Annotated in this window: 15 protein-coding genes and 5 pseudogenes; 11 read left to right on the top strand and 9 right to left on the bottom strand. The window is 61.5% G+C overall.

Going from position 1 to position 19,644, the window contains the following annotated elements:
- Positions 1 to 294: 294 nt before the first annotated feature.
- Positions 295 to 858: a TetR/AcrR family transcriptional regulator gene (locus NKI58_RS33960; RefSeq protein WP_023674676.1), complete on the bottom strand. Its 564-nt coding sequence runs from the start codon at positions 856 to 858 to the stop codon at positions 295 to 297.
- Positions 859 to 968: 110 nt separating this feature from the next.
- Between NKI58_RS33960 and NKI58_RS33955 the strand changes: the two genes are divergently transcribed.
- Both NKI58_RS33955 and NKI58_RS33950 read left to right on the top strand, forming a co-directional pair.
- Complete coding sequence (locus NKI58_RS33955) at positions 969 to 1,757, top strand: SDR family NAD(P)-dependent oxidoreductase (protein ID WP_352708910.1); 789 nt, start codon at positions 969 to 971, stop codon at positions 1,755 to 1,757.
- A gap of 58 nt (positions 1,758 to 1,815) precedes the next feature.
- Positions 1,816 to 2,910 carry an alkene reductase gene (locus tag NKI58_RS33950; RefSeq protein WP_352790051.1) on the top strand — a complete coding sequence of 365 codons (1,095 nt, stop codon included), beginning with the start codon at positions 1,816 to 1,818 and terminating at the stop codon, positions 2,908 to 2,910.
- A gap of 366 nt (positions 2,911 to 3,276) precedes the next feature.
- On the opposite strand, the gene NKI58_RS33945 is transcribed toward NKI58_RS33950, so the two are convergent.
- The 4 genes from NKI58_RS33945 to NKI58_RS33930 form a co-directional block, all read right to left on the bottom strand.
- Positions 3,277 to 3,363, bottom strand: a complete 87-nt coding sequence (locus NKI58_RS33945; RefSeq protein ID WP_352625191.1) for a hypothetical protein — start codon at positions 3,361 to 3,363, stop codon at positions 3,277 to 3,279.
- 94 nt (positions 3,364 to 3,457) lie between these two features.
- Entirely contained in the window at positions 3,458 to 3,826 is a 369-nt protein-coding gene (locus NKI58_RS33940) for a sulfotransferase (RefSeq protein WP_352625188.1), read from the bottom strand.
- An 82-nt stretch (positions 3,827 to 3,908) separates the two neighbouring features.
- Positions 3,909 to 4,811: a VOC family protein gene (locus tag NKI58_RS33935; RefSeq protein WP_352592403.1), complete on the bottom strand. Its 903-nt coding sequence runs from the start codon at positions 4,809 to 4,811 to the stop codon at positions 3,909 to 3,911.
- Positions 4,812 to 5,001: 190 nt separating this feature from the next.
- The gene (locus NKI58_RS33930) at positions 5,002 to 5,892 is read right to left on the bottom strand and encodes an ankyrin repeat domain-containing protein (protein ID WP_352592406.1); all 891 of its coding nucleotides are present in this window, start codon (positions 5,890 to 5,892) and stop codon (positions 5,002 to 5,004) included.
- Positions 5,893 to 6,309: 417 nt separating this feature from the next.
- On the opposite strand from NKI58_RS33930, the gene NKI58_RS33925 reads away from it, so the two are divergent.
- The 8 genes and pseudogenes from NKI58_RS33925 (at position 6,310) to NKI58_RS33890 (ending at position 16,467) form a co-directional block, all read left to right on the top strand.
- Positions 6,310 to 7,056 carry a CPBP family intramembrane glutamic endopeptidase gene (locus NKI58_RS33925; protein WP_352790046.1) on the top strand — a complete coding sequence of 249 codons (747 nt, stop codon included), beginning with the start codon at positions 6,310 to 6,312 and terminating at the stop codon, positions 7,054 to 7,056.
- 194 nt (positions 7,057 to 7,250) lie between these two features.
- The gene (locus tag NKI58_RS33920; RefSeq protein ID WP_352828225.1) at positions 7,251 to 10,595 is read left to right on the top strand and encodes an AAA family ATPase; all 3,345 of its coding nucleotides are present in this window, start codon (positions 7,251 to 7,253) and stop codon (positions 10,593 to 10,595) included.
- A 41-nt stretch (positions 10,596 to 10,636) separates the two neighbouring features.
- Positions 10,637 to 10,802, top strand: a pseudogene (locus NKI58_RS33915) (IS66 family transposase zinc-finger binding domain-containing protein); the annotation flags it as partial.
- A gap of 231 nt (positions 10,803 to 11,033) precedes the next feature.
- Positions 11,034 to 11,307: pseudogene (locus NKI58_RS33910) on the top strand (IS21 family transposase); the annotation flags it as partial.
- 140 nt (positions 11,308 to 11,447) lie between these two features.
- Complete coding sequence (locus NKI58_RS33905; RefSeq protein ID WP_352625184.1) at positions 11,448 to 11,957, top strand: ferritin-like domain-containing protein; 510 nt, start codon at positions 11,448 to 11,450, stop codon at positions 11,955 to 11,957.
- A 1,028-nt stretch (positions 11,958 to 12,985) separates the two neighbouring features.
- Positions 12,986 to 13,246 (top strand): hypothetical protein, encoded by a 261-nt coding sequence (locus tag NKI58_RS33900; RefSeq protein WP_352592414.1) that lies wholly within the window; start codon positions 12,986 to 12,988, stop codon positions 13,244 to 13,246.
- Between the two features lie 1,284 nt (positions 13,247 to 14,530).
- Complete coding sequence (locus NKI58_RS33895; RefSeq protein ID WP_352625183.1) at positions 14,531 to 15,469, top strand: NAD(P)/FAD-dependent oxidoreductase; 939 nt, start codon at positions 14,531 to 14,533, stop codon at positions 15,467 to 15,469.
- Positions 15,470 to 15,973: 504 nt separating this feature from the next.
- Positions 15,974 to 16,467, top strand: a pseudogene (locus NKI58_RS33890) (YciE/YciF ferroxidase family protein).
- A 38-nt stretch (positions 16,468 to 16,505) separates the two neighbouring features.
- Here the strand turns inward: NKI58_RS33890 and NKI58_RS33885 are convergent.
- Entirely contained in the window at positions 16,506 to 16,841 is a 336-nt protein-coding gene (locus tag NKI58_RS33885; protein ID WP_352592688.1) for a hypothetical protein, read from the bottom strand.
- On the opposite strand from NKI58_RS33885, the pseudogene NKI58_RS33880 reads away from it, so the two are divergent.
- Positions 16,750 to 17,270: pseudogene (locus tag NKI58_RS33880) on the top strand (hypothetical protein); the annotation flags it as partial. The gene NKI58_RS33885 and the pseudogene NKI58_RS33880 overlap by 92 nt on opposite strands.
- Before the next feature lie 288 nt (positions 17,271 to 17,558).
- Here the strand turns inward: NKI58_RS33880 and NKI58_RS33875 are convergent.
- The 3 genes and pseudogenes from NKI58_RS33875 to NKI58_RS33865 all read right to left on the bottom strand — a co-directional run bounded on the left by NKI58_RS33875 (position 17,559) and on the right by NKI58_RS33865 (position 19,333).
- A complete protein-coding gene (locus NKI58_RS33875) occupies positions 17,559 to 17,924 on the bottom strand; it encodes a low affinity iron permease family protein (RefSeq protein WP_352592422.1) in 366 nt (121 codons plus the stop codon).
- Between the two features lie 173 nt (positions 17,925 to 18,097).
- Positions 18,098 to 18,565 (bottom strand): hypothetical protein, encoded by a 468-nt coding sequence (locus NKI58_RS33870; protein WP_352790038.1) that lies wholly within the window; start codon positions 18,563 to 18,565, stop codon positions 18,098 to 18,100.
- 241 nt (positions 18,566 to 18,806) lie between these two features.
- Positions 18,807 to 19,333, bottom strand: a pseudogene (locus tag NKI58_RS33865) (trimeric intracellular cation channel family protein).
- Positions 19,334 to 19,644 lie beyond the last annotated feature (311 nt).

Genomic DNA, 19,644 nt, shown 5'->3' with positions numbered 1-19,644 from the left:
CGCGGGTTCCTTCCCTGGAGGCTTCCGGACGCCGGCCTCGAGCCACGCCATCTCAGTAGACGGCCGGCATCCGAAACCCATCACAGGAGCGGTCATTCGATGTTCTGCCGTTGAACGGCTTCATTCGCCAGTTTAGCGGAAATTGGGCGATTGCCTGAACAGGGAAGTTCGAAACCCTCTTGGTCCGCGAATCCCGCTGATTGCACGCTGCGGTGCGATATTCTGCAAGATAGCCACCCAACCACCGCCGATAGCCGCATTGCTCTCGACAAGAGCACTCCTGCCGCAGACCACCTAGCTGGCAGACACTTGGCTGATCCCGGCATCGACCCAGGCACGCGTCTGCTCAAGCACTTCATCCGAGAGCGCGGGATCGTCGATCGCCCGGGCGAGGATTACTGCCCCCACCATCGCTGCCCAGCTTCCGATCGCCGCGCGGCGTCTGTCTGCCGGATCCAACTCCGGCAGCGCCTTGCCGATACGGTCGATCTGCGATCGTAGGCCTTCCGTCATGGCCGAGCGTGCAGCCGGGGTCTGATGGCGGATGGCTGCGGCAAGGCCCGCCGTCGGGCAACCGCCGGCGCAGTTGTCGCGATGCCGGGGCGAAAGATAGGAACCTACATAAGCGCGAAGATCGCCCCCTCCGCCTGAGTCCGCGGCGAGGACGTGGGCAAGGGTCTGCGCGATCAGGTCGTCCTTCGAACTGAAATGACCATAGAAGCCGCCATGGGTGAGCCCGGCGGCCTTCATCACTTCCGCCACGCTGACCGCGTCGAACCCCTTCTCGCGAAACAGCCGGCTGGCCGCATCCAATATCCGGTGACGGTTCTCCGCCATCTGCTCTCGACTGACCTTCATTTCAAAATTCTCCGTCGGCCCCGTTGACATTTACATGATGCCGATCATATTTAGCCGCAATCATGATGATCGTCATGAATATAGGTTCCATCAGAGAAAAGAGCAATGCCATGACCACCATTCCATCAGTCCTCATAACCGGCGCCTCCACGGGCATCGGAGCTTCCTATGCCGAACGGTTCGCCGGCCGCGGACACGACCTCGTGCTGGTTGCCCGTGACGTGGCACGAATGGAGGCACTGGGAGCCCGGCTCCGTCAGGAAACTGGCGTTGCGATCGACATCATCCAGGCTGATCTTACGCAGCCTGCCGAGCTTGCAACGGTAGAGACGAGGCTGCGCGATGACGCCCGCATCGGGATTCTAGTCAACAATGCCGGAACAGCCATCGGCGGAAGCTTCATCGAGCAGAGTACCGATGACGTCGCACGGCTGGTTGCGCTCAACACGACCGCACTTCTGCGGCTTGCCAGCGCCATGGCCCCGCGTCTTGCGAAAGCTGGCGAAGGGTCGATCGTCAACATCGGCTCCGTGGTCGGCCTGGCGCCGGAGTTCGGCATGACGGTCTACGGCGCAACCAAAGCCTTCGTGCTGTTTCTGTCGCAGGGGCTCAGCCTCGAGCTCGCGCCGAAGGGTGTCTACGTCCAGGCCGTGCTGCCCGCCACGACGCGTACGGAGATCTGGGACCACGTCGGCGCCGACATCAACACGCTTTCCAACGTGATGGAGGTGGACGATCTGGTTGATGCGGCGCTGGTCGGCTTCGACCGCCGCGAACCGGTGACCATCCCGCCGCTTCCCGATGCCGGGCAGTGGGACGCGCTTCAGGCCGCGCGCCAGGCCATGCTTCCGAACTATCGGAACGAACATCCCGCCGAGCGGTACCGCAAGGTCGCCTGAGCACCAACGAATCCATTTGATAACGACCTCGTCGCGGCGGGGACAAACAAGGTGACCTATGACCAACAAAGCACTTTTTGAGCCTTATTCTCTCGGCTCGCTGACGCTCTCCAATCGTATCGTCATGGCGCCCCTCACGCGCAATCGCGCTGGCCCGGGCTTCGTTCCGGGCGATCTTGCCGCCGAGTATTACGGCCAGCGGGCCTCCGCCGGCCTGCTGATCTCCGAGGCCACGCAGATCTCGCGGCAGGGACAAGGTTACCAGGACACGCCCGGCATCTATTCTCAGGCTCAGATCGACGGCTGGCGAAAGGTCACGACCGCGGTGCACGCCAAGGACGGGCGGATTTTCCTGCAGCTCTGGCACGTCGGCCGCGTCTCGCACGTCGATCTGCAGGAGAACGGCGCCGCGCCCGTCGCGCCCTCGGCAATCCGGGCCGCGACCAAGACGTTCGTGAACAACGGCTTTGTCGAGGTTTCGGAGCCCCGCGCGCTGGCGCTCGACGAGCTTGCGGGGATCGTCAACGATTTCCGCCAAGCAGCCGCGAACGCCATTGAGGCCGGCTTCGATGGCGTCGAGATTCATGGCGCCAACGGCTATCTGCTGGACCAGTTCGCCAAGGACGGTGCCAATGTCCGCACGGATGCTTATGGCGGATCGGTCGAGAACCGCGCCCGGCTGATGCTGGAGGTTGCGACTGCGGTGGTCGAGGAGATCGGCGCAGAGCGCACCGGCATCCGGATTTCGCCCGTCTCGCCCGCCAACGGCGTCTCGAGCAGCGCCCCCCAGGCGCAGTTCGACTATATCGTCGATCAACTCGATGCTTTGGGTATCGTCTATATCCATGTCGTCGAGGGCGCCACGGGCGGATCGCGCGATGTCGCGCCGTTCGACTTCGGATCGCTCCGCCGGCGCTTCAACAATACCTATATCGCCAATAACGGCTATAACCTCGACCTCGCGGCGTCGCGGCTCGCCGAGGGCAAGGCGGACCTCTTCGCCTTCGGGCGCCCGTTCATCGCCAATCCCGACCTTGTGGAACGGCTGAAGACGCGCACGCCGCTGACGGAGTTCAACTCGGCGACGCTCTATGGCGGCGGCTCCGCTGGCTATACCGACTATCCCGCGATCGCCGCCTCAAGCCGCCCATGAGCTATCGGGGGGCGGCGCCTGCGAGGCAGCCATCCCACGTGACAGCAGCGCCTCAGGGCATCTCTCTGGCGCTCCGCTCGAACTGGTGTCCAAACCCAGGGATTCAGGAGGGCCATGGAGGGCTATAGCATAGACGTTAGCTGCTCTGGTCCGCCCAGGACCAGCCAGACGAGATTCGTAGCACGTCGTACGTTCGCTTTACAGGCGCAAGCGGACCCATTCACCGTGATTTCGACTGTCGTGAATGGGTCAATCCTTCCGGTTCACGAACAGGAAGGATGCGCCATATCGCGACATGGTGCTTCTCCAAACCTGCCGTTCGCGCTCGGCCGAATTCACGCCCATGACCTCTTGCAGACGGTCAGACTAGTTCTGTGCAAGGGCCGACTGAAACTCCTTGGTGTTGTTGCGATTGGGATAGGACTGGTCCGGTACTGCCACGCCAAGATGCAGGCAGAGCGGCTCCCATCCGTCGCCCAGATTGTGGACCAGCAGTCGACCCGGCGTACTGTCGCAATGATCGCCGTTACCTTGGCTTCGTAGACGGCTATGGCATTGGCGCGATCGTGCGGCCGGCCGCCGAAGACCTGCCTGGAGACCAACGCAAGACCCAGTGACTCCTGATCCGTGCTCTGGCTGATAGCTGCCAGGATCGTTTTCTCGAAGCTTTTCCACCAGCTTCCGGCGATCGGTATGTCAGGATGACCAGGGCGTCCGGATAGAAGTCAATCAGGTCACGCCAATAGTGTGCCGAGGGCGAGTCGATGCAGGACGCGTAGCCCGCAAACAGCTGGTTCCAGTCTGGTGCCGCGCCCTTCGCTAGCGAACGCCAAAGCCGTTTCTGGTCCTCATTGGCCATGACTTCGAACATGTGGTGACAGGGGCCGAAGCCAAGAATCGTCAGCGCCTCACGCATCGAATCCGTCCCCGTCCGACCGAAGCCCGCTCCGATTACCCTTATCGTCATTGTTCCCCCGTTCAGGCCCACAGCCGTCAGATCAGTCTTTCGCGAGCACCATCCGCAGTCGGTTTCCCTCAGGGTCGGAGAGGTCCAGTGCCCCGTCAGTTTGCAGCGAGGGCACGTGCGCATCCTCGAGACGTCGCGCGACGCCCGCAAAGTCTTCCTGGGTGGGAAGCACGACGGTAAAATGCTCCAGACCTGCCGCGCCGAGTGGTGGCTCCTTCAGCTCGTCGCGAGCCCAGATGTTGAACGCCACCATGTGTGGGCGTTCCTCGGTGCCGCAGTCGAACAAGCCAAACGTTGCAGACTGGATATGTGGCCTGAAGCCAAGCACGCCGAGGTAGAACGCCATCAGCGTTTCGGGCGACCGCGCGCGCATATGAATGTGACCGATGATGGAATCCGCCGCCAGCGGGACTTTGACACGGTCCGCCGGGTCGAGCTCCTGCAGCAATCGATCGATATCGAGAGGTTCGAGCCCGGAATGTCTCGTGCCGTCCTTGGCGACAAGCAAAACACCGCCGCCAGCCATCTCTTCCCTGGAGGCCAGGCGCTCGGGCGTGTCGAAGCAGATCTCGATTCCGTTGCCTGAAGCGTCGGAAACGTAAAGGGATTCCGAGATCAGATGATCCTGAGCGCTGTGCCTCAGGCCGGAGGCACGCAGCTGGGCGGCGACTCGGGCCAATTCCTTGCGGGTCGTGACGTGGATGGCGACATGAAAAAGATCGCGGGACTTTGACGGCAGGACGGTTGTTGCCCCGGCGTGCAGCGCAATAAGGGTCTTGCCGTCGACGCCGAGTTCGGCGATCCCGCCGTCCCTGGTCAGGGTCGAGAGGCCGACCACGTCACGCCAGACCGGTAAGGCGGCGGGAATGTCGACGACGCGCAGATGAACCGGGCCGAGACGGGTGGTGTTGGCCAGAATTTCTTGACTCTTCATCGGCCGTTGTCTCCCTGCAGCGCTGGAACATTAGCTGCGAAAGATATGCCTGTCTGGCGCCTAGTTCGGGTCGACCGTTCCCGGCGCGTATTCGCCTGTGGTAGCCGGGCCGTTGGGTCACCAAAGGTAACTATTTGAGCAAACTAGCCGACCCAGGCCCGTAGCAGTAATTGCGCAAGAGATCATCGATTCAAGGCAGCGGGATCGGCTTGTCACTGAGTGTGCGCAAGTAGGCGATCAGGTTGACCCGTTCGGTCTCGTCCGGGACACCAGGCGTCTCCATCTTAACGCCCGGTGTGGTGAGCATAGGCCCGAAGAGATATCTGTTCAGGTCCTCGTACGTCCATACACCCTCCCAGCCCAGCAAGGCGTCGGAGTAACGCATATTTGCCATAGATGCCTTGTCGCGGCCGACGACGCTCCACAAGTTCGGTCCTATTTTGTTCCCTCCCTTTGGCTCCGCGTTGTGGCAACGGTTACACGCGCGGGTGAAGGTGGTTCGGCCTTTCTCGACATCGGCAGAAGCCAACTTCATTGAGACCGGAGCTGGTGTTGGCAAGACCACGCCGTGGGATATGAGATAGTCGGCAATTTCGCGTTGCCCCTGGCGTTTTGCCAGATGGAGTGGTGTCTTGCCGTCCATTGCCTTCGCATTCACGTCTGCGCCGGCCTCGACCAGTGCCTTCACGCAGTCGAGACAACCGAGAGTGACGGCGACATGAAGAGCGGATTCGCCGCCACGGTCGGACTTTGGATCTGCGTCATGCTCCAGCAAAAGATTTAACAGATCGATCTTGCCTACCCCTACAGCCGCCATCAGCGGGGGACCCCAAGTCGTCTGGGCGTTGACGTCCGCGCCACGTTCTATGAGCAGTTTTGCCGCTTCTATGTGGCCCATCATGACCGCAAAATAGAGCGGCGTTGCGTCTCCATCGCTCTCATCGACGCCGGCACCTGCATCGAGCGCTGCCGTGATCGCCCCGACGTCGCCCTCTTTCGCGGCGTCGTGAATGTCGGCCGCATGCGATATAATCGGGATGTGTAGAAGCAGTAGCGGAATGAAGAGCAAGAACCCGCGCATTTAACATCTCCTAAGGCAAGCCGGAGGACGCGGCACGATTTCAAGGCGGCAAAGTTTACCTCAAAATCCTTGATGCTACCACGCCCATCTGTTGCCTAAACAGATTGTGGAATCCCTTAAGAGAATGAGAGTTTTCAAGACCGGCTACCTCGCTGGCTGTCTCGCAACGGGCGGTGAGGTCCCATCCGGGTCACGACCAAGCGCTGGCCAAGTTGGCCGAAGCAAACGCACCCATGGACCGGCTCGCGCGGCATCAGTAGGCCACCCTCACGCCCGCCTTCGCATCGGCGCGATGTGCGGCGGATTATGCGGTCCATAAATCCACTGATAACCTGCTCTCATTAAGCGGTGCAATGCTCATGCCGCTTCGTGGCACGGCTTAACTTATTCGTTCGGCGTACGGCGGGAGAATGGCCATTGACAGCAAACGGTTATGAAAGGAACGACGGGCCGGAGCCTGATCGGGTTCCTCCGCTGGGCCTGGGCGGCTCCGCTGCTCTGTTCGGCGCGGGTGCTCTGCTGCTGTTCCTGACAACGCGGGTAGCCGTCCCGGCGTTCGTCTCCGCCACCGGGGCAGAGCCTGTGGTGATGTGGTTCCTGGCCGCAAGCATCGTCCTTTTTGGCCCCCTGCTTCTCACGGCTGCCCTGCTGTTGTATCGGGAACGGCGTCTGCCGGGTTCGTTGGGCGCGCGGCTGTGGCTTCGCCTGATGAATGGCGGCGACTGGCTCTGGGCAATTGGAGGGCTGGCGGCTGTCGGCGTGCTGACCGGCGGCATCGGCGCCGCGCTCCTGATGCTGCAAGACGGGAAGACTCTTCATCCCTCGTTCATGGCTTTCGAGCCGCTCGGTCCTGGGCGGTACTGGATTCTCGGCGCGTGGCTGCCGTTTTTTGTACTGAACGTCATTGGGGAAGAGTTTGTCTGGCGGGGTGTCGCACTGCCGCGGCAAGAGGTTGCCTTCGGGGAGCGGGCTTGGCTGGTCAATGGGATACTGTGGTTGCTGTTCCACGCTGCCTTCCCCTGGCAAGTCCTGTTGACGCTCGTGCCGATCACGTTGCTCCTGCCCTATGTCGTCCAGCGGCGTCGCAGCACACGGGCCGGAATCGTTATCCATGCCGGGTTCGGAGCAATGGGCTTCCTGGTCCTAGCATTCGGGCTTGCCTAAGTGTCCTCACAGCGCCGAACCATCCGCTGCAGCAGACGGCGGCAGCGATCTTGGTATCTCGGAGTTCAGCCGCCGGTCCACGGCCGATATCTTCGTTTCAGCGGCCTGGCCAGAGAGATTTCTGCCTACTCCATCAATTTGGGATATAGTCCGGGGAACAGAGCAGCCCCCCGCAGCCGAAGAGGAGAAGGGGCGTGGATATCGCGGCATGGCTCCTGAGCCTCGGCCTGCAGCAATACGAGCCGGCTTTTCGCGAAAACGACATTGAAGCTGATACGCTTCCCCAGCTCACCGCCGACGACCTGAGCGGGCTCGGCGTAGTTTCGATCGGCCACCGCCGCAAGCTGCTCGCCGCCATCGCCGCCCTGCGCGCGACTTCGGATACAGCGGTTACCTCGACCACGCGATCCCTGGCGGCGATCTCAGGGGCAGCCACGCCGCTTCCAGACGCTGAGCGGCGGCAGCTAACGGTCATGTTCGTTGACGCCGTCGGCTCGACGGCACTCGCAGCCCGCCTGGACCCCGAGGACATGCGCGAGGTGATCGGGACCTACCATCGCTGCGTCGCGGAGACTGTTGGCCACTTCGGCGGCTTCATCGCAAAGTATATGGGGGACGGTGTACTGGTCTATTTCGGCTGGCCACAAGCTGATGAGGCCGATGCCGAGCGCGCCGTGCGCGCTGCTTTGGCTACGCTGGAGGAGGTCGGCCAGGCCGCCCCGGCCGGCGAACGGCTTACCGCACGCATCGGCATAGCCAGTGGCCTCGCCGTCGTCGGCGACCTGCTGGGCGCCGGCGCCGCACAGGAGCAGACGGTGATAGGCGAGACCCCAAACCTCGCCGCGCGCCTACAATCGCTCGCTGATCCTGGCTGCGCATTGATCGACGCAGAAACACGGCGGCGCATCGGCGGCTTGTTCGAGTACCGCGAGCTTGGCGACTTTGATCTCAAAGGCCTGCCTGGCCCTGTGCGCGCGTGGCTGGTGCTGGGCGAAGCCTTGGTTGAGAGCCGGTTCGCGGCAATGCATGCGGCTTCCCTCTCGCCGCTGGTCGGGCGCGATGACGAGCTCGGCCTGTTGCTGCGCCGCTGGCAGCAAGCAAAAGATGGTGAAGGGCAGGTGGTGCTCATCTCCGGCGAGCCCGGCATCGGCAAGTCCCGCCTGATCGCTGCGCTCGAGGAGCGCGTGGCCGGGGAGGCGCATCTCAAACTCAAGTACTTCTGCTCGCCGCATCACCGCGACAGCGCACTGCAGCCCATAATCGCACGCTGGCAGAACGACGCCGGCTTCGTGCGCAGCGAGTCTGCGGGCGCACGGCTTGACAAGCTGGAAGCCCTGCTTCTCCCACTCGGCGCCACCCTGGAAGAGGTGGCGCTCGTCGCCGAGTTGCTCAGCGTGCCGGGCGGAGAGCGTTATCCGCCACTAGCTCTCAGTCCGGAGCGCAAGAAGGAGCAGACCTTCGGAGCGTTGAACCGGATTCTGGACGAAAAGGCACGTCGGTCCCCCGTGCTGATCCTGTTCGAGGACGCGCATTGGGCCGACCCAAGTTCGCTTGAGCTGTTGGACAGGTTAATCATGCGTCTAGCCGCATTGCCAGTGATGGTGATCATTTCCTTTCGGCCAGAGTTTCAGGCGCCTTGGGTCGGCCAAACCAGCGTGACCTTGATTGCGCTGAGCCGGCTCGGCAATCGCCAGGCAACGGCGCTCGCAAGCCAGGTTGTCGTCGGTCAGGCGCTACCGGCTGGGATGCTGGAGCGGATTGTGGCGCAGACCGATGGGGTGCCTCTGTTCATCGAGGAATTGACCAAGGCCGTGCTGGAGCGCGCCAGTCAGCCCGATATCGCGGGCTCGCTTTCGGTGCCGAGCACCTTGCAGGCTTCACTGGTGGCACGGTTGGATCGGTTGCCGTTCGCAAAACAGGCGGCGCAGATCGGCGCGGTTATCGGCCGAGAGTTTAGCCATGAGCTGCTGGCCGCGGTGGCGAGAATTCCCGAGGCGGCATTGACGCAAGGATTGGACCAGCTCGTGAGCGCCGGTCTCGCCTTCCGTCGCGGCACCTCGCCCGAAGCTACTTACTCCTTCAAGCACGCTCTCGTTCAGGATGCCGCCTATGTGAGCCTGCTGCGTAGCACACGACAGAAGTTGCACTCGCGGATCGCCAAGGTGCTGGAAGAGCGGTGGCCGGACGTGGTCGAAACCCAGCCTGAGCTGCTTGCCCATCACTTCACCCAAGCCGGCTTGATGGAGCGCGCCGTCGATTACTGGCAGCGGGCTGGCGAACGCGCGTTCCGGCGCTCGGCAGCTGCGGAAGCCACAGGCCATCTTGCCAAGAGCATCGAACTCTTGCGAACCTTGCCGGAAGACCGCGCTCAAGCGGAGCGCGAGCTGCATCTCCAGACGATGCTCGGCCAGGCGTGCATCGCCCGCCACGGCTACGCCGCGTCTGAAACCGCTGCCGCTTTCGCCCGCGCCCGGGATCTGGTCGAGGCCATAGGCGACGTGTCACAACAATTCCCCGTGCTGTATGGGTTCTGGGCTGTCCAATACGTCCGGATGGCGGTTCGAGAGCAGCAGAACCTCGCCCGACATATTCTCGCGTTGGCCGAGCAGCACCCCGACCCGGAGCGACTATGCGTAGCGCACCGGATTTGCGGGGCGACCAACGAAATGACGGGTGAGTTGCCCGCCGCCCGGGAGCACCTCGAGCAAGCTATTGCGCTGTACGACCCGGAGCGGCACGGTTCCACAGCCTTTACCTTCGGACAAGACCTTGGGGTTGCCGTGCTGTCGCACCTGGTTTGGGTGCTGTGGCTGCTGGGCTACCCAGATCAAGCATCTCGCCGGCAAGCCGAAGCACTGGCGTTGGCGCGCCGTGTTGGCCACAAGAACACGCTAGGGTTTGCCCTGATGTACAGCGCGATGGCGGGTGCCTATGGCCACAACGCTGGAGTGGCCGCTGAGCACTCCGCATCCTTGCTGGAATTGGCCCGGGAGCAGAAATTTGATCTGTGGCGCGCCGGCGCGACGGTGGTCAATGGCTGGGCCACTGCTCGCCAAGGGCACGGAGCAGTCGGCATTGCGGCGATCGAGCGCGGTCTCGCGGAGTGGACGGGCAGCGGCGCAGAATGGATGCGACCATTCTTTCTCAGCCTGCTTGCCGACGCCTGCGCACTCTCCGGTGACGTGCTACGGGCGCTCGGGGAATTGGATGAGGCTAAGGCGGCGGTCGATCGGACGGGGCAGCGCTGGCCGGACGCCGAACTGCATCGATTGCGAGGGCAGTTCCTGACAGCTTTGCCGGACGGCGGAAGACCAGGCGAGGCAAGCGCCGCGTTTCAGAGTGCGATTCAGATCGCCCGGCGTCAATCCGCAAAGTCCTGGGAGCTACGCGCTGCCACCAGTCTCTCCCGGCTCTGGCGCGACGAGGGCAAGCACGCTGACGCCTGCAATCTGCTCGTGCCGGTTTATGCGTGGTTCACCGAAGGCTTTGAGACACCCGACCTCAAAGAGGCCAGGGCGCTGCTCGACACCTTGAGGTGAATAGAGATCCACGCTACTCTCGTGCGGCTTCCTGAGCCAGAAAGCGTCGGACGAACCGCGGCGCGTTGCCATCCCATCTGCCGCGGGTGGAAGGATCGTCGACATCGAGGACCATGCCTGCCCACGCTGCCGCAATGGCTTGCATCGGATCGGCGAGGACGTGAGAGAGCGGCTCGACTCGGTCCGGCGCAGCTGCGTGTAATCGTGTGCGCCGGCCTAATATGCCTGCCCCGCGGCCATTCTGCGTGCCTGCCTGCGGCGCAGCGATCAGGATGAGATTCAGCATCAATCAAGATGAGACTCGGCGGAGGTGGTGTGACGCAGTGAGGCGTAGCCCGAACGGAGTTACACCACCTCCGCGACGCCCACTGCCGACGTCTGTTGAGCGCGGTTGGCTGAAGTACCTTGGCGATTTTCTGAGAATGGAGAATCACCTTTGTGCCACGCCGTCATGTAACCGACCATCAGACGGCTCTTTATGAAGTTACGACAGGAACACACGACCGAGATTGCCGCGGCCAAGGCGTCGATCAGCAGAGCGACGGCCTATCGCATCAAAAAGCATCCGGACCTGCCATCGCAAAAGCAAAAGGCTCGCGGCCGGCGACGGCCTGGCCCTCTCGAGCACATCTTCGATGCCGAGGTCCTTCCCCTTTTGAAGGCGGCGCCAGGCATCCCTGCTGTCGCCATCTACGAAGGAATACTACGGCGGCAGTGCCGAGCAGGCAGGGATGTTACTCCGCGCGCGCCGGACCTGAGAGCCGTCTCATCGGACCTCTCTAATCCGACCAGACGAAGTGGGAACAATGTCACCGTTCGGCAGTTCTTCTCCGTCCACTAAGGAGATTTGAAATGTCAGAGGCGCGAGAATGGCTTGCCCAATGGCTTAGAGATGCTCATGCCATGGAAGAGCAGGCCGAAACGATGTTGAACGGGCAGTTGAGCCGTATCGAGAATTATCCCGAGCTCAGCGACCGAATCCGACTGCACCTTGATGAAACGAGGCAGCAGGCTGCTCGGTTGAAAATCTGCCTCGACCGAATGGATGAGGGTTCATCCACGATGAAGGATGCTGGCGGCAAGCTGACGGCGATGGCGCAATCGTTGAGCGGCATCTTCGCCGGCGACGAGGTGATGAAGGGATCACTCGCGAGTTACACTTTCGAGCACATGGAAATCGCCTCCTACACGATCCTGATTGCCGCCGCTGAATCGCTGGGCGAAAGCGAGGTCGCGCGGGCTTGCGACGAGAACTTGCGAGAGGAGGTCGCGATGGCGGAATGGTTGAAGGACCATCTTCCCTCGACAACCGAGCAGTTCCTCGCGAGGGCCGAAACGGAAAGCGATAGCGCGAAGCGCTGATGAGCTTGCAGGGTACGCGCCGCTTCTGAATCCTTCCGAGGAACCCTGATGCGCCCGTCGGCCGAGATATTCATCTGGCACTCGGTTGCCGAGAAAACATCGCCGCCGCCGCAGCGCCGTCTTGGCGCCGGCTTGGGACCCCGGCGATGATGGCGCCCGGAACACACAGCTTCAGATCCTCGAAGCGCATGCCCCTGACTCAACTATGGCGCGGGGAATAGCTTGGCGACGTGGTGGCGGTTGCCACGACCGCAGAAGCCCCTGATCGCGGGAAGGAAGCTCGCTGTCAGCCGGCGTCCGCGATTTGGAGGTGGCGAAACGAGATGCCCCATGGCGAACTGCAGTGAGCAAGTAAAGGCTTGCCTAATGACGTCGTGATTGCATCGTCTGAGGCTGCCAAGTCTGACCCGGCGTGCGAGCTCACTATCCAGACACCGCGCCACGCCATGCAGGTCAAAGCATACCGTCCATTCGTCTCCAAAACTTCCCTGTAACCCCGGGACAGCCACCAAAGATGTGGGAACATCGGGATAGATCCGACTTACGGGTCCGCACCTTAACTGATCGAGGGCGCTGCCAAGTGTAGGTAGATAGCACGGCTGTGCCCATCGGCGCTAACCCGAAGGGGCACCGGGGCCTTCCGGGGAGCGAGTTATCCGATCCCCAGACAGCATTCCCAGGGAACAACTCTGGCCCTCGGATGGTTCGGTCCTATGGTCGCATGCAGGCTCGTCGATGGTTGAGGTCGACAAAAGGAAACAGAAGGTTATCGCCGACCTTGTACGACGGTGGATCAGGGCAGAAGCCATCCGCAACTACCTTCGCAAGGCGCTAAATCTTCCGGTAGAACAGGAGCTACCGGATCACCACAGGTCATTGCTCGACCAAATCGATCGGGCCGACAAAGAGTGAGTACGTGTTGGTCGTGAACTCACCAAATAAAGTCCAGGACGTTTTGTCAAAAGCGTACGTGGCCAGACACATCGCCCCCATCGGCTTATAGTTACTTTTCCGAACGGGAGGCTGTCATGCTACCATTGCCCCACGCCGGCGAGTCAGAAGTACTTGCCGAGATCAATAAATTGCTAGACCATCACGCCGGGGCAACGCCGGTGCCGGTTCACAAACTCGCGGCGATTATCCGGCTGCGCCTAAAGAGCCATCTCTCCGTCGCGACTATCGAGGGGCTGATCGTAGACGAGGCCGGATGTCGCCAATTGCCTATGCTCTTTGAAATGCCGGGAACAGATGCGACTGTCGTTTCATCTGCTCTGGGCCGCGCGCCTTGAAGGTTAGGCGATCTGGCATTGGGCAGTAGGAGAGGGAGCCCGCCGCCTCGGAGGGATTGGCGACGGACCCCGGCAGTGGCTGCACCGAGACGGATCGACCGCTGCGAGTCTTTAACCGGCGAGGGCCTGCATTGTTCCCCCAATGCGTGTGGCGCTAGCATCGAGCATGCAATCGACGATCGCCTGAAAGCCGGGCTCCATCGCCTCCTGGCAATCGATCTCGCGGTCGGCATATTCGCGCTGTCGTCTTGGCGCTGCAGGCTGGACGCGAAGAGAAATGATGCGGCCCCTCTAGAGGCTCATCGCTGCCGACAAATGACGCAGAGGGACCACGCCGAGGTCGCGGCGCAGCTCGCCATCGCGCGCGCCATCCCATGCGGCGGTCGGCCTTGACGTCGGGCGGGTAGGCGCCAGATGGCGCCGAATGAAGCGCATCCGAACCAACAACATCGCCACGGGGTACAAGGGCGAGACGCATGACGGCCCCGCCGACGACGAGTCCAAACATTTCATTTACTGCCCGGTTTGCGGGCAGACATTCGACGCGCGCGACCTGGGACAGGTGTTTCACCATGCAGAGCCTGTGCACCATCCAGTTCCAGTGGAACAGTAGAACTCTCCAGCAAGGCTGCTCGGGACGCGCGGCCATTGCGTACGGGACTGGGCACCGTTGGATCGAACATGGCGACCCCGCTCGACGTCGCGGCTCAAGGCTGCCAGGGGGTAGTGAGGAGCGACCCGAGGAATTTTCGTCGATCTCCGCAGGGAAACCCATTCGCCGCTCACGTTCAACGACTCTGTCTTGGAACGACACCGCGATTTCATACCGAGCGGCGACACCGGTGAGCCGTCCTGGTAGGAGGCCCGGCCCCGTCGTGCCAGAGCCTGTGGGGAGTGAAGCGACCCTGGCCCCGAGACATGGGGATGCCGGCTTGCCGATCAAGCGGGCATACTCTGCCTCCGGCTGCCCATACGACCCGTTTGCCAAGGAGATGAGGGCAGCTCGGTCGCGGACGATGACCTCGCCACGATTTGACCTGATGAGGCCGCGGCCTTCCGGCATTTGAAGTGCCACGGCGTTATGCAAGCTTCCGCTGGAAAGAACCATGCAAGGCGAGCGCAGCACCGCCCTGATCGCGTGAAGCTGGTCATCGAGCACAGGGCTGCGAGTTAGCCGACGAGCGTGGCTGTTTCTATGTAACCAAACCACCTGCGCCGCGTTTCGTTCAACGCGATCGCGACACTTCGGTCACGGCGCAAAATTCGGCAGGTCAGGAGGCCATCGTGGTGGCGCGAAGTTCGCCGAGTCGTAGTGAATTATGGGACTGTCTCATCATCGGCGGCGGCCCGGCCGGCCTGTTGGCCGCAACGTATCTGGGACGTTTTCTGCGTCGCGTGATTGTCATCGACTCTGGCGAAAGCCGGGCGAAGTGGATTCCCGAAAGTCACAATTGTCCGGGTTTCCCAGATGGCATTTCTGGCGTCGATCTTCTCACGCGCATGAGGGAGCAAGCCGTGCGGTATGGCGCGGAGCTGGTCGACGATATGGTGCTAGACGTCTGCCTTGACGGGACAGACTTCCTTGTCGCCGCGAGCTCTCGTATTCGAGCTCGCTCGGTGCTTGTGGCCACCGGAATCGTCGACACACTGCCAGATATTTCGGAAATCGCGGCTATGATCGAAGCCGGTTCCCTGCGGCTATGCCCAATTTGCGACGCATATGAGCTTATCGGCAAGCGGGTGGCCGTGTTCGGTCCGGCCGACGATGCGATGAAGAAAGCGCTGTTCCTGCGAACGTACACCCAAGACGTCACCATGCTGGTGACCAGTGCGGTCACGGCATTGGACTACGACGCTGGCGCATTGCTAAGAAGGGCTGAAGTCAAAGTAGAGGCATGCATGCCCGGCTCGCTGCACTCCAAAGGTGGAGCCAGTGTCAGGCTCATCAACGGGGATGTGCGCGTCTTCGACACCATCTACCCCGCGATGGGCTGCACCATACGCTCGAAACTGGCTATCGACCTGGGTGCGAAATGTGATGAGGTCGGCAACGTGGTCGTCGACTCGCATCAGCGAACCGCCATTGCTGGCCTCTATGCCGCTGGCGACATCGTCAACGAGATCAACCAGCTCGCGGTCGCATTCGGGCACGCCGCGGTCGCTGCAACCGACATTCACAACTACCTGTGCGAAAGCGACGGCGAGCGCCCACCGCGCGGTTGACCCGCAGGCATCACAGCTGGTCGTTGTTCCTTGGTCTCTCCAGCGCGCCAATTCGAAAAACGACCGGACGTCTATTTCGCCGTGGGCATTGTTGGCCGCCTGGAGCAACCGGATCGGAGGCCAGGCGGCGTCACGATTGGCGGGAGACATCGTTCTCGTCGCCAGAGAATTCTTTTGGGGTGGAAGGGCTGATCTCGCCGCCGGCGACTTTGGCGAGCAGCATCCCCAAGGTCAGGCGCGCTCGTTCATGGCTGCGCCGGCAAAAATATTCTCAAGAAGCTCGATAATAGAGACGCCAAGTATCAGAGCATCATGCGATCCCTCGATAGCGAAATGGCTGGCGGAGCGGGAAGTGAATTGAACCAGGGGGTGACCCACGAACTTAGAGTGACGTGCAGCGACACGTCTCAAGGAACCTTTCCGGCGTTGCGCGCTTGTTGAGCATGCGTTTCACAACCCCGTGAACGACAACAGAAAAATGCTGGAACCAAAAGGAAATCCGCCCTGGCGAAAGAAAAGACATTGGACGATCTCTTCCTCGATACGCTCAAGTATCTTACGCGGAAAAGAAGATCCTGAAGGCGCTTCCCAAGATGGCGCGCGCCGCATCATCGGCCGATCTGAAGGCAGCCTTCGAGAAGCACAAGGACGAAACCGAAGGTCATGTCGTGCGCCTGCAGCAGGTTTTCGAGCTCCTTGGCAAGCGGGCACAGGGCAAGACGTGTCCCGCGATCGACGGCATCATCGAGGAGGGCGAGGAGATTATGGAGGAGTTCAAGGGAACTCCCGCAGTGGACGCCGGTCTGATCTCCGCTGCCCAGGCCGTCGAGCACTACGAGATCACCCGCTATGGCACGCTGAAGCGCTGGGCCGAGGTCTTGGGCATGAGCGACGCAGCCAAACTGCTCGACCAGACGCTCGCGGAGGAATCCATGACGGACGAGGCATTGACGGGTCTCGCGGATGCTTCCGCCAACGAAATGGCCAAGGCCGCCTGATCACACACCAGCCACCCCAACATGTTGGGTTGGCTGTTTTACTTCCAGCATCCGTTCTTTCGATAGGAGACAATCATGGGTCGAGGCATTCTACTCTGGCTGCTCGGAGTTCCTATTCCGATCATTATCCTTCTCGCGGTGTTCATGCGGTAGGAGGAATTCATGGCATCAACCATCCTGGCGACGGACGTCGCCGCGCCGGTCGAGTCCTCGTCATCCGCAGTCAACTGGGGACCGATCATCGCCGGCGCCTTCGCTGCCTCGAGCCTGACGTTCATCCTGATGCTTCTCGGGTCCGGCCTCGTGTCTCCATGGTCCAACGAGAGCGCCAGCGTGACGACCTTTGCCATGTCCACCGCGATCTGGCTGGTCATCGTTCAATGGCTGTCATCGGGTCTGGGCGGCTATCTGACCGGGCGCCTTCGCACCAAATGGGTCGGCGTTCACAGCGATGATACCTTCTTCCGGGATACCCACACGGCTTTATGGCTTGGGCACTCGCCACGCTGCTGGTTGTGTTCGTGCTCGGCTCGACCCTGTCCGCGGCAATCGGCACCGGCGTTCAGGCGGCCTCGACAGTGGCCTCGGGAGTAGCAATGGGTGCCTCGGCAGGCGCGACCGCAAACGCCGGGAACGACGGAGGCAGCGACGCGACGTCGTATTTCGTCGATGCGCTGTTCCGCCCGACCGATCTTTCCAGGCTGGCGGCGCCGGCCGCGGAGGGCGATGCGACAGCAGCCGCACAAGCTTCCCGCATCCTCATTACGAGTGCGGCGGCCGGCGAAGTCTCGGGGCCCGCGAAGGTCAAGCGGGTCCGACCAAGCAAGGGAACGCGTTGTTCTTTGGAATCGTTGACCGCTTTTCAGCAAGCAGTCGCATGCACCTCGTCCAGATCCTGCTTCCCCATCGACTACCGAGCGGCTGCCTTCGGCCGGGTCTTTATCAAGACGGTTTTTCCTAGACATGGCACTTTCTCCGTTGAGAAATCGCCAACTCGGCATGAGGAGCAAAGTCCCTCGATTGGGCGGCTTTCCGCTTCTGCCCTTCCCGCTGGCGATACCGTGCCCCAGTCGGACTAAGCCGCCGGGCGCTCAGGCGGGCAGAGGCCCGTCTTCCTCTGCTTTTCGATCGGCCTCCGCCGCTTCCATTTCAAGCCGCGCCAAATGGGCCTGGATCTCCTCGGGCTCGGCGTGCTCTAGCCCGACGACATTGTTCCTCGTTTCCTGCAGTGCAACGATGATCTCATCAAGTTTTGCATGAATAGCAGCGGTGTCGCGATAACCCTGGATCAGGACGACACCGGTAATCACAATCGCAGCTACTGAAAGCGCATAGGTGACTACGTTTGTTAGCCCGAAAGGAACCATCGCCGTGCAAGCAACCATCGCGGCGATCATCAAATAGAAGCCAGGCGGCCGGGACAGAAAGTCGGCAACCGCAAAGAGAAATCGGTTCATGCGAATCCCCAGCAAACAATCTATTACGATTGGGGCGGGATTTTACATTTTCGTCAATGCTCCGGGGGCTATGAGCCGGACGGGCTTGAATGATACCGGCTGACGATCAGTCTTCGAAGCAACGGCGAAAAGCGCCATGACGGGTTTGAGATGGATGGACTCTTTAACGGTTCTCAGCAACCTTCCGCCCCCAGGGATCGCACCATACGCGCCACAATCGGATCGTACGGGATTTTTTCATCGCTGCTGTAATTTATGGTAAAGAGCGCGGCACGGTCGTTGCAGACCACAATGGCGCGGACATATCGGATGTGTTCGTTCTTGATCCCCGAGTAGCTGGCCCATCTCGGCGTGACGCGCCTATAGGTCAGTTTCCAGCCCCGCTTTTCATCCTCGACCATGCGGTGCTCGATCTCTGCGCGAAAACTGTGCTTGCCGAGCCTTGCGCCCCACACGGTAAGAAGGGCATCGTTTTCGCCCCGAAATTCCGCGCCCTGGTCCGAACGCTGCGTCAGGACAAAGCCAGGGGGAACATCGAATATGAAGCCAAACTGCCTGACGCCGAAGAGCTGCCACGCGTGCGCTTGGAGAAGCGTGCTGCAAAATAAAACCGAAACGAGGCTCAACAGAAAACGTGCCATTGGCATTAAATTAGCGTCGCGTCATATACCGTCCAGACCGGACAAGATTGGCGACAAAGAAAAAGTCGCAGACGACTTGCCGCTGATGTCAGCCTCGTGCACGACTGAAACCCGGGAGACCACCCTTGAAATTCTTAAGGGTTGATCACTTGGGACGACACTTCAAGCCGGGCTCCTATCAAGCACGGCGGCGGGAGATGTTGGCATAGCGCCGGGGGCGGACTGGCAGGTCTCGGGGACGTTATGCACTTCGATCCAGGCGGTCGATCTCATCGGGCGTTCGCCCCCGCCGCTCGCGATAGCGTGGCAGCGACCATCCCTTCTGCAACGCCATGCCGCGCACGAGCAGCCCGGCAATGAGACCTGCCCCGAGCACGACCTCGCGACTTAAGCCGATATTCGTGAGCACAACAAAGACCATCGCCCCAGCAAGCGCTGCCGTGACATAGACTTCACGGGAAAGCACTATTGGACTTTCATTGCCCAGCACGTCACGAAAGATTCCGCCGGCACTCCCATTGCCACCGCCACCACCGCGCCTAAGCCTGCAAGCAAAGCGCGCTCCGCACCCGTGACAGCGAAGAGCGCCAAACCGAGGGCATCGAGCCACAGGAGCCAGCGGTAGCGACTCTGCGGGATGTGAGCGGTGAAAAACACTGCGCATGATACGATGACGCATGCGAGAAGAATGGCGGGCTCCCGCACCCAGAAAACGGGGCTCAAGCCCAGAAGAAGGTCGCGCAGCGTGCCACCGCCGATGCCCGTCACCGTGCCGAGCACGACGAAGCCGACTACGTCCAATTTGCTTGCTCGAGGCGACCAGCGCGCCCAAGATCGCAAAAACGATCAAGCCCAGCCAGTCGAGAAGTGCGGCGGCTGTGTCGAAGAGCATAGGAATCTTCCGCTTGGGTTGGCGACCGCAGCGCGTCTTCCGCTGCTGCATACGCTCGACTACGCGTCAACACAGAACCATCGCGTTGACTCTATCGAGGTTTGGAGTGCGCCCCTCGGACCGGACGGGATGAACAAGCAGAATTGACTTGGAAGCCGGGCTTTCGAAGGATGGAAGCCCATGGTGA

It is taken from the genome of Mesorhizobium sp. M0522 (genome assembly GCF_040321085.1).
GTDB lineage: Bacteria > Pseudomonadota > Alphaproteobacteria > Rhizobiales > Rhizobiaceae > Mesorhizobium.
This window is presented reverse-complemented; position numbering and strand designations above follow the sequence as displayed.

Excerpts from the sequence above, each read along its gene's own strand:
- NKI58_RS33930 (WP_352592406.1), bottom strand. The coding sequence starts at position 5,892 with ATGCGCGGGTTCTTGCTCTTCATTCCGCTACTGCTTCTACACATCCCG.
- NKI58_RS33900 (WP_352592414.1), top strand. The coding sequence starts at position 12,986 with ATGCTACCATTGCCCCACGCCGGCGAGTCAGAAGTACTTGCCGAGATC.
- NKI58_RS33875 (WP_352592422.1), bottom strand. The coding sequence starts at position 17,924 with ATGAACCGATTTCTCTTTGCGGTTGCCGACTTTCTGTCCCGGCCGCCT.
- NKI58_RS33935 (WP_352592403.1), bottom strand. The coding sequence starts at position 4,811 with ATGAAGAGTCAAGAAATTCTGGCCAACACCACCCGTCTCGGCCCGGTT.
- NKI58_RS33940 (WP_352625188.1), bottom strand. The coding sequence starts at position 3,826 with ATGCGTGAGGCGCTGACGATTCTTGGCTTCGGCCCCTGTCACCACATG.
- NKI58_RS33960 (WP_023674676.1), bottom strand. The coding sequence starts at position 858 with ATGAAGGTCAGTCGAGAGCAGATGGCGGAGAACCGTCACCGGATATTG.
- NKI58_RS33905 (WP_352625184.1), top strand. The coding sequence starts at position 11,448 with ATGTCAGAGGCGCGAGAATGGCTTGCCCAATGGCTTAGAGATGCTCAT.
- NKI58_RS33885 (WP_352592688.1), bottom strand. The coding sequence starts at position 16,841 with ATGACCAGCCAGATCGCGGTGGACATGGCAAAGGTCGTCACGCTGGCG.
- NKI58_RS33955 (WP_352708910.1), top strand. The coding sequence starts at position 969 with ATGACCACCATTCCATCAGTCCTCATAACCGGCGCCTCCACGGGCATC.
- NKI58_RS33870 (WP_352790038.1), bottom strand. The coding sequence starts at position 18,565 with ATGGCACGTTTTCTGTTGAGCCTCGTTTCGGTTTTATTTTGCAGCACG.
- NKI58_RS33950 (WP_352790051.1), top strand. The coding sequence starts at position 1,816 with ATGACCAACAAAGCACTTTTTGAGCCTTATTCTCTCGGCTCGCTGACG.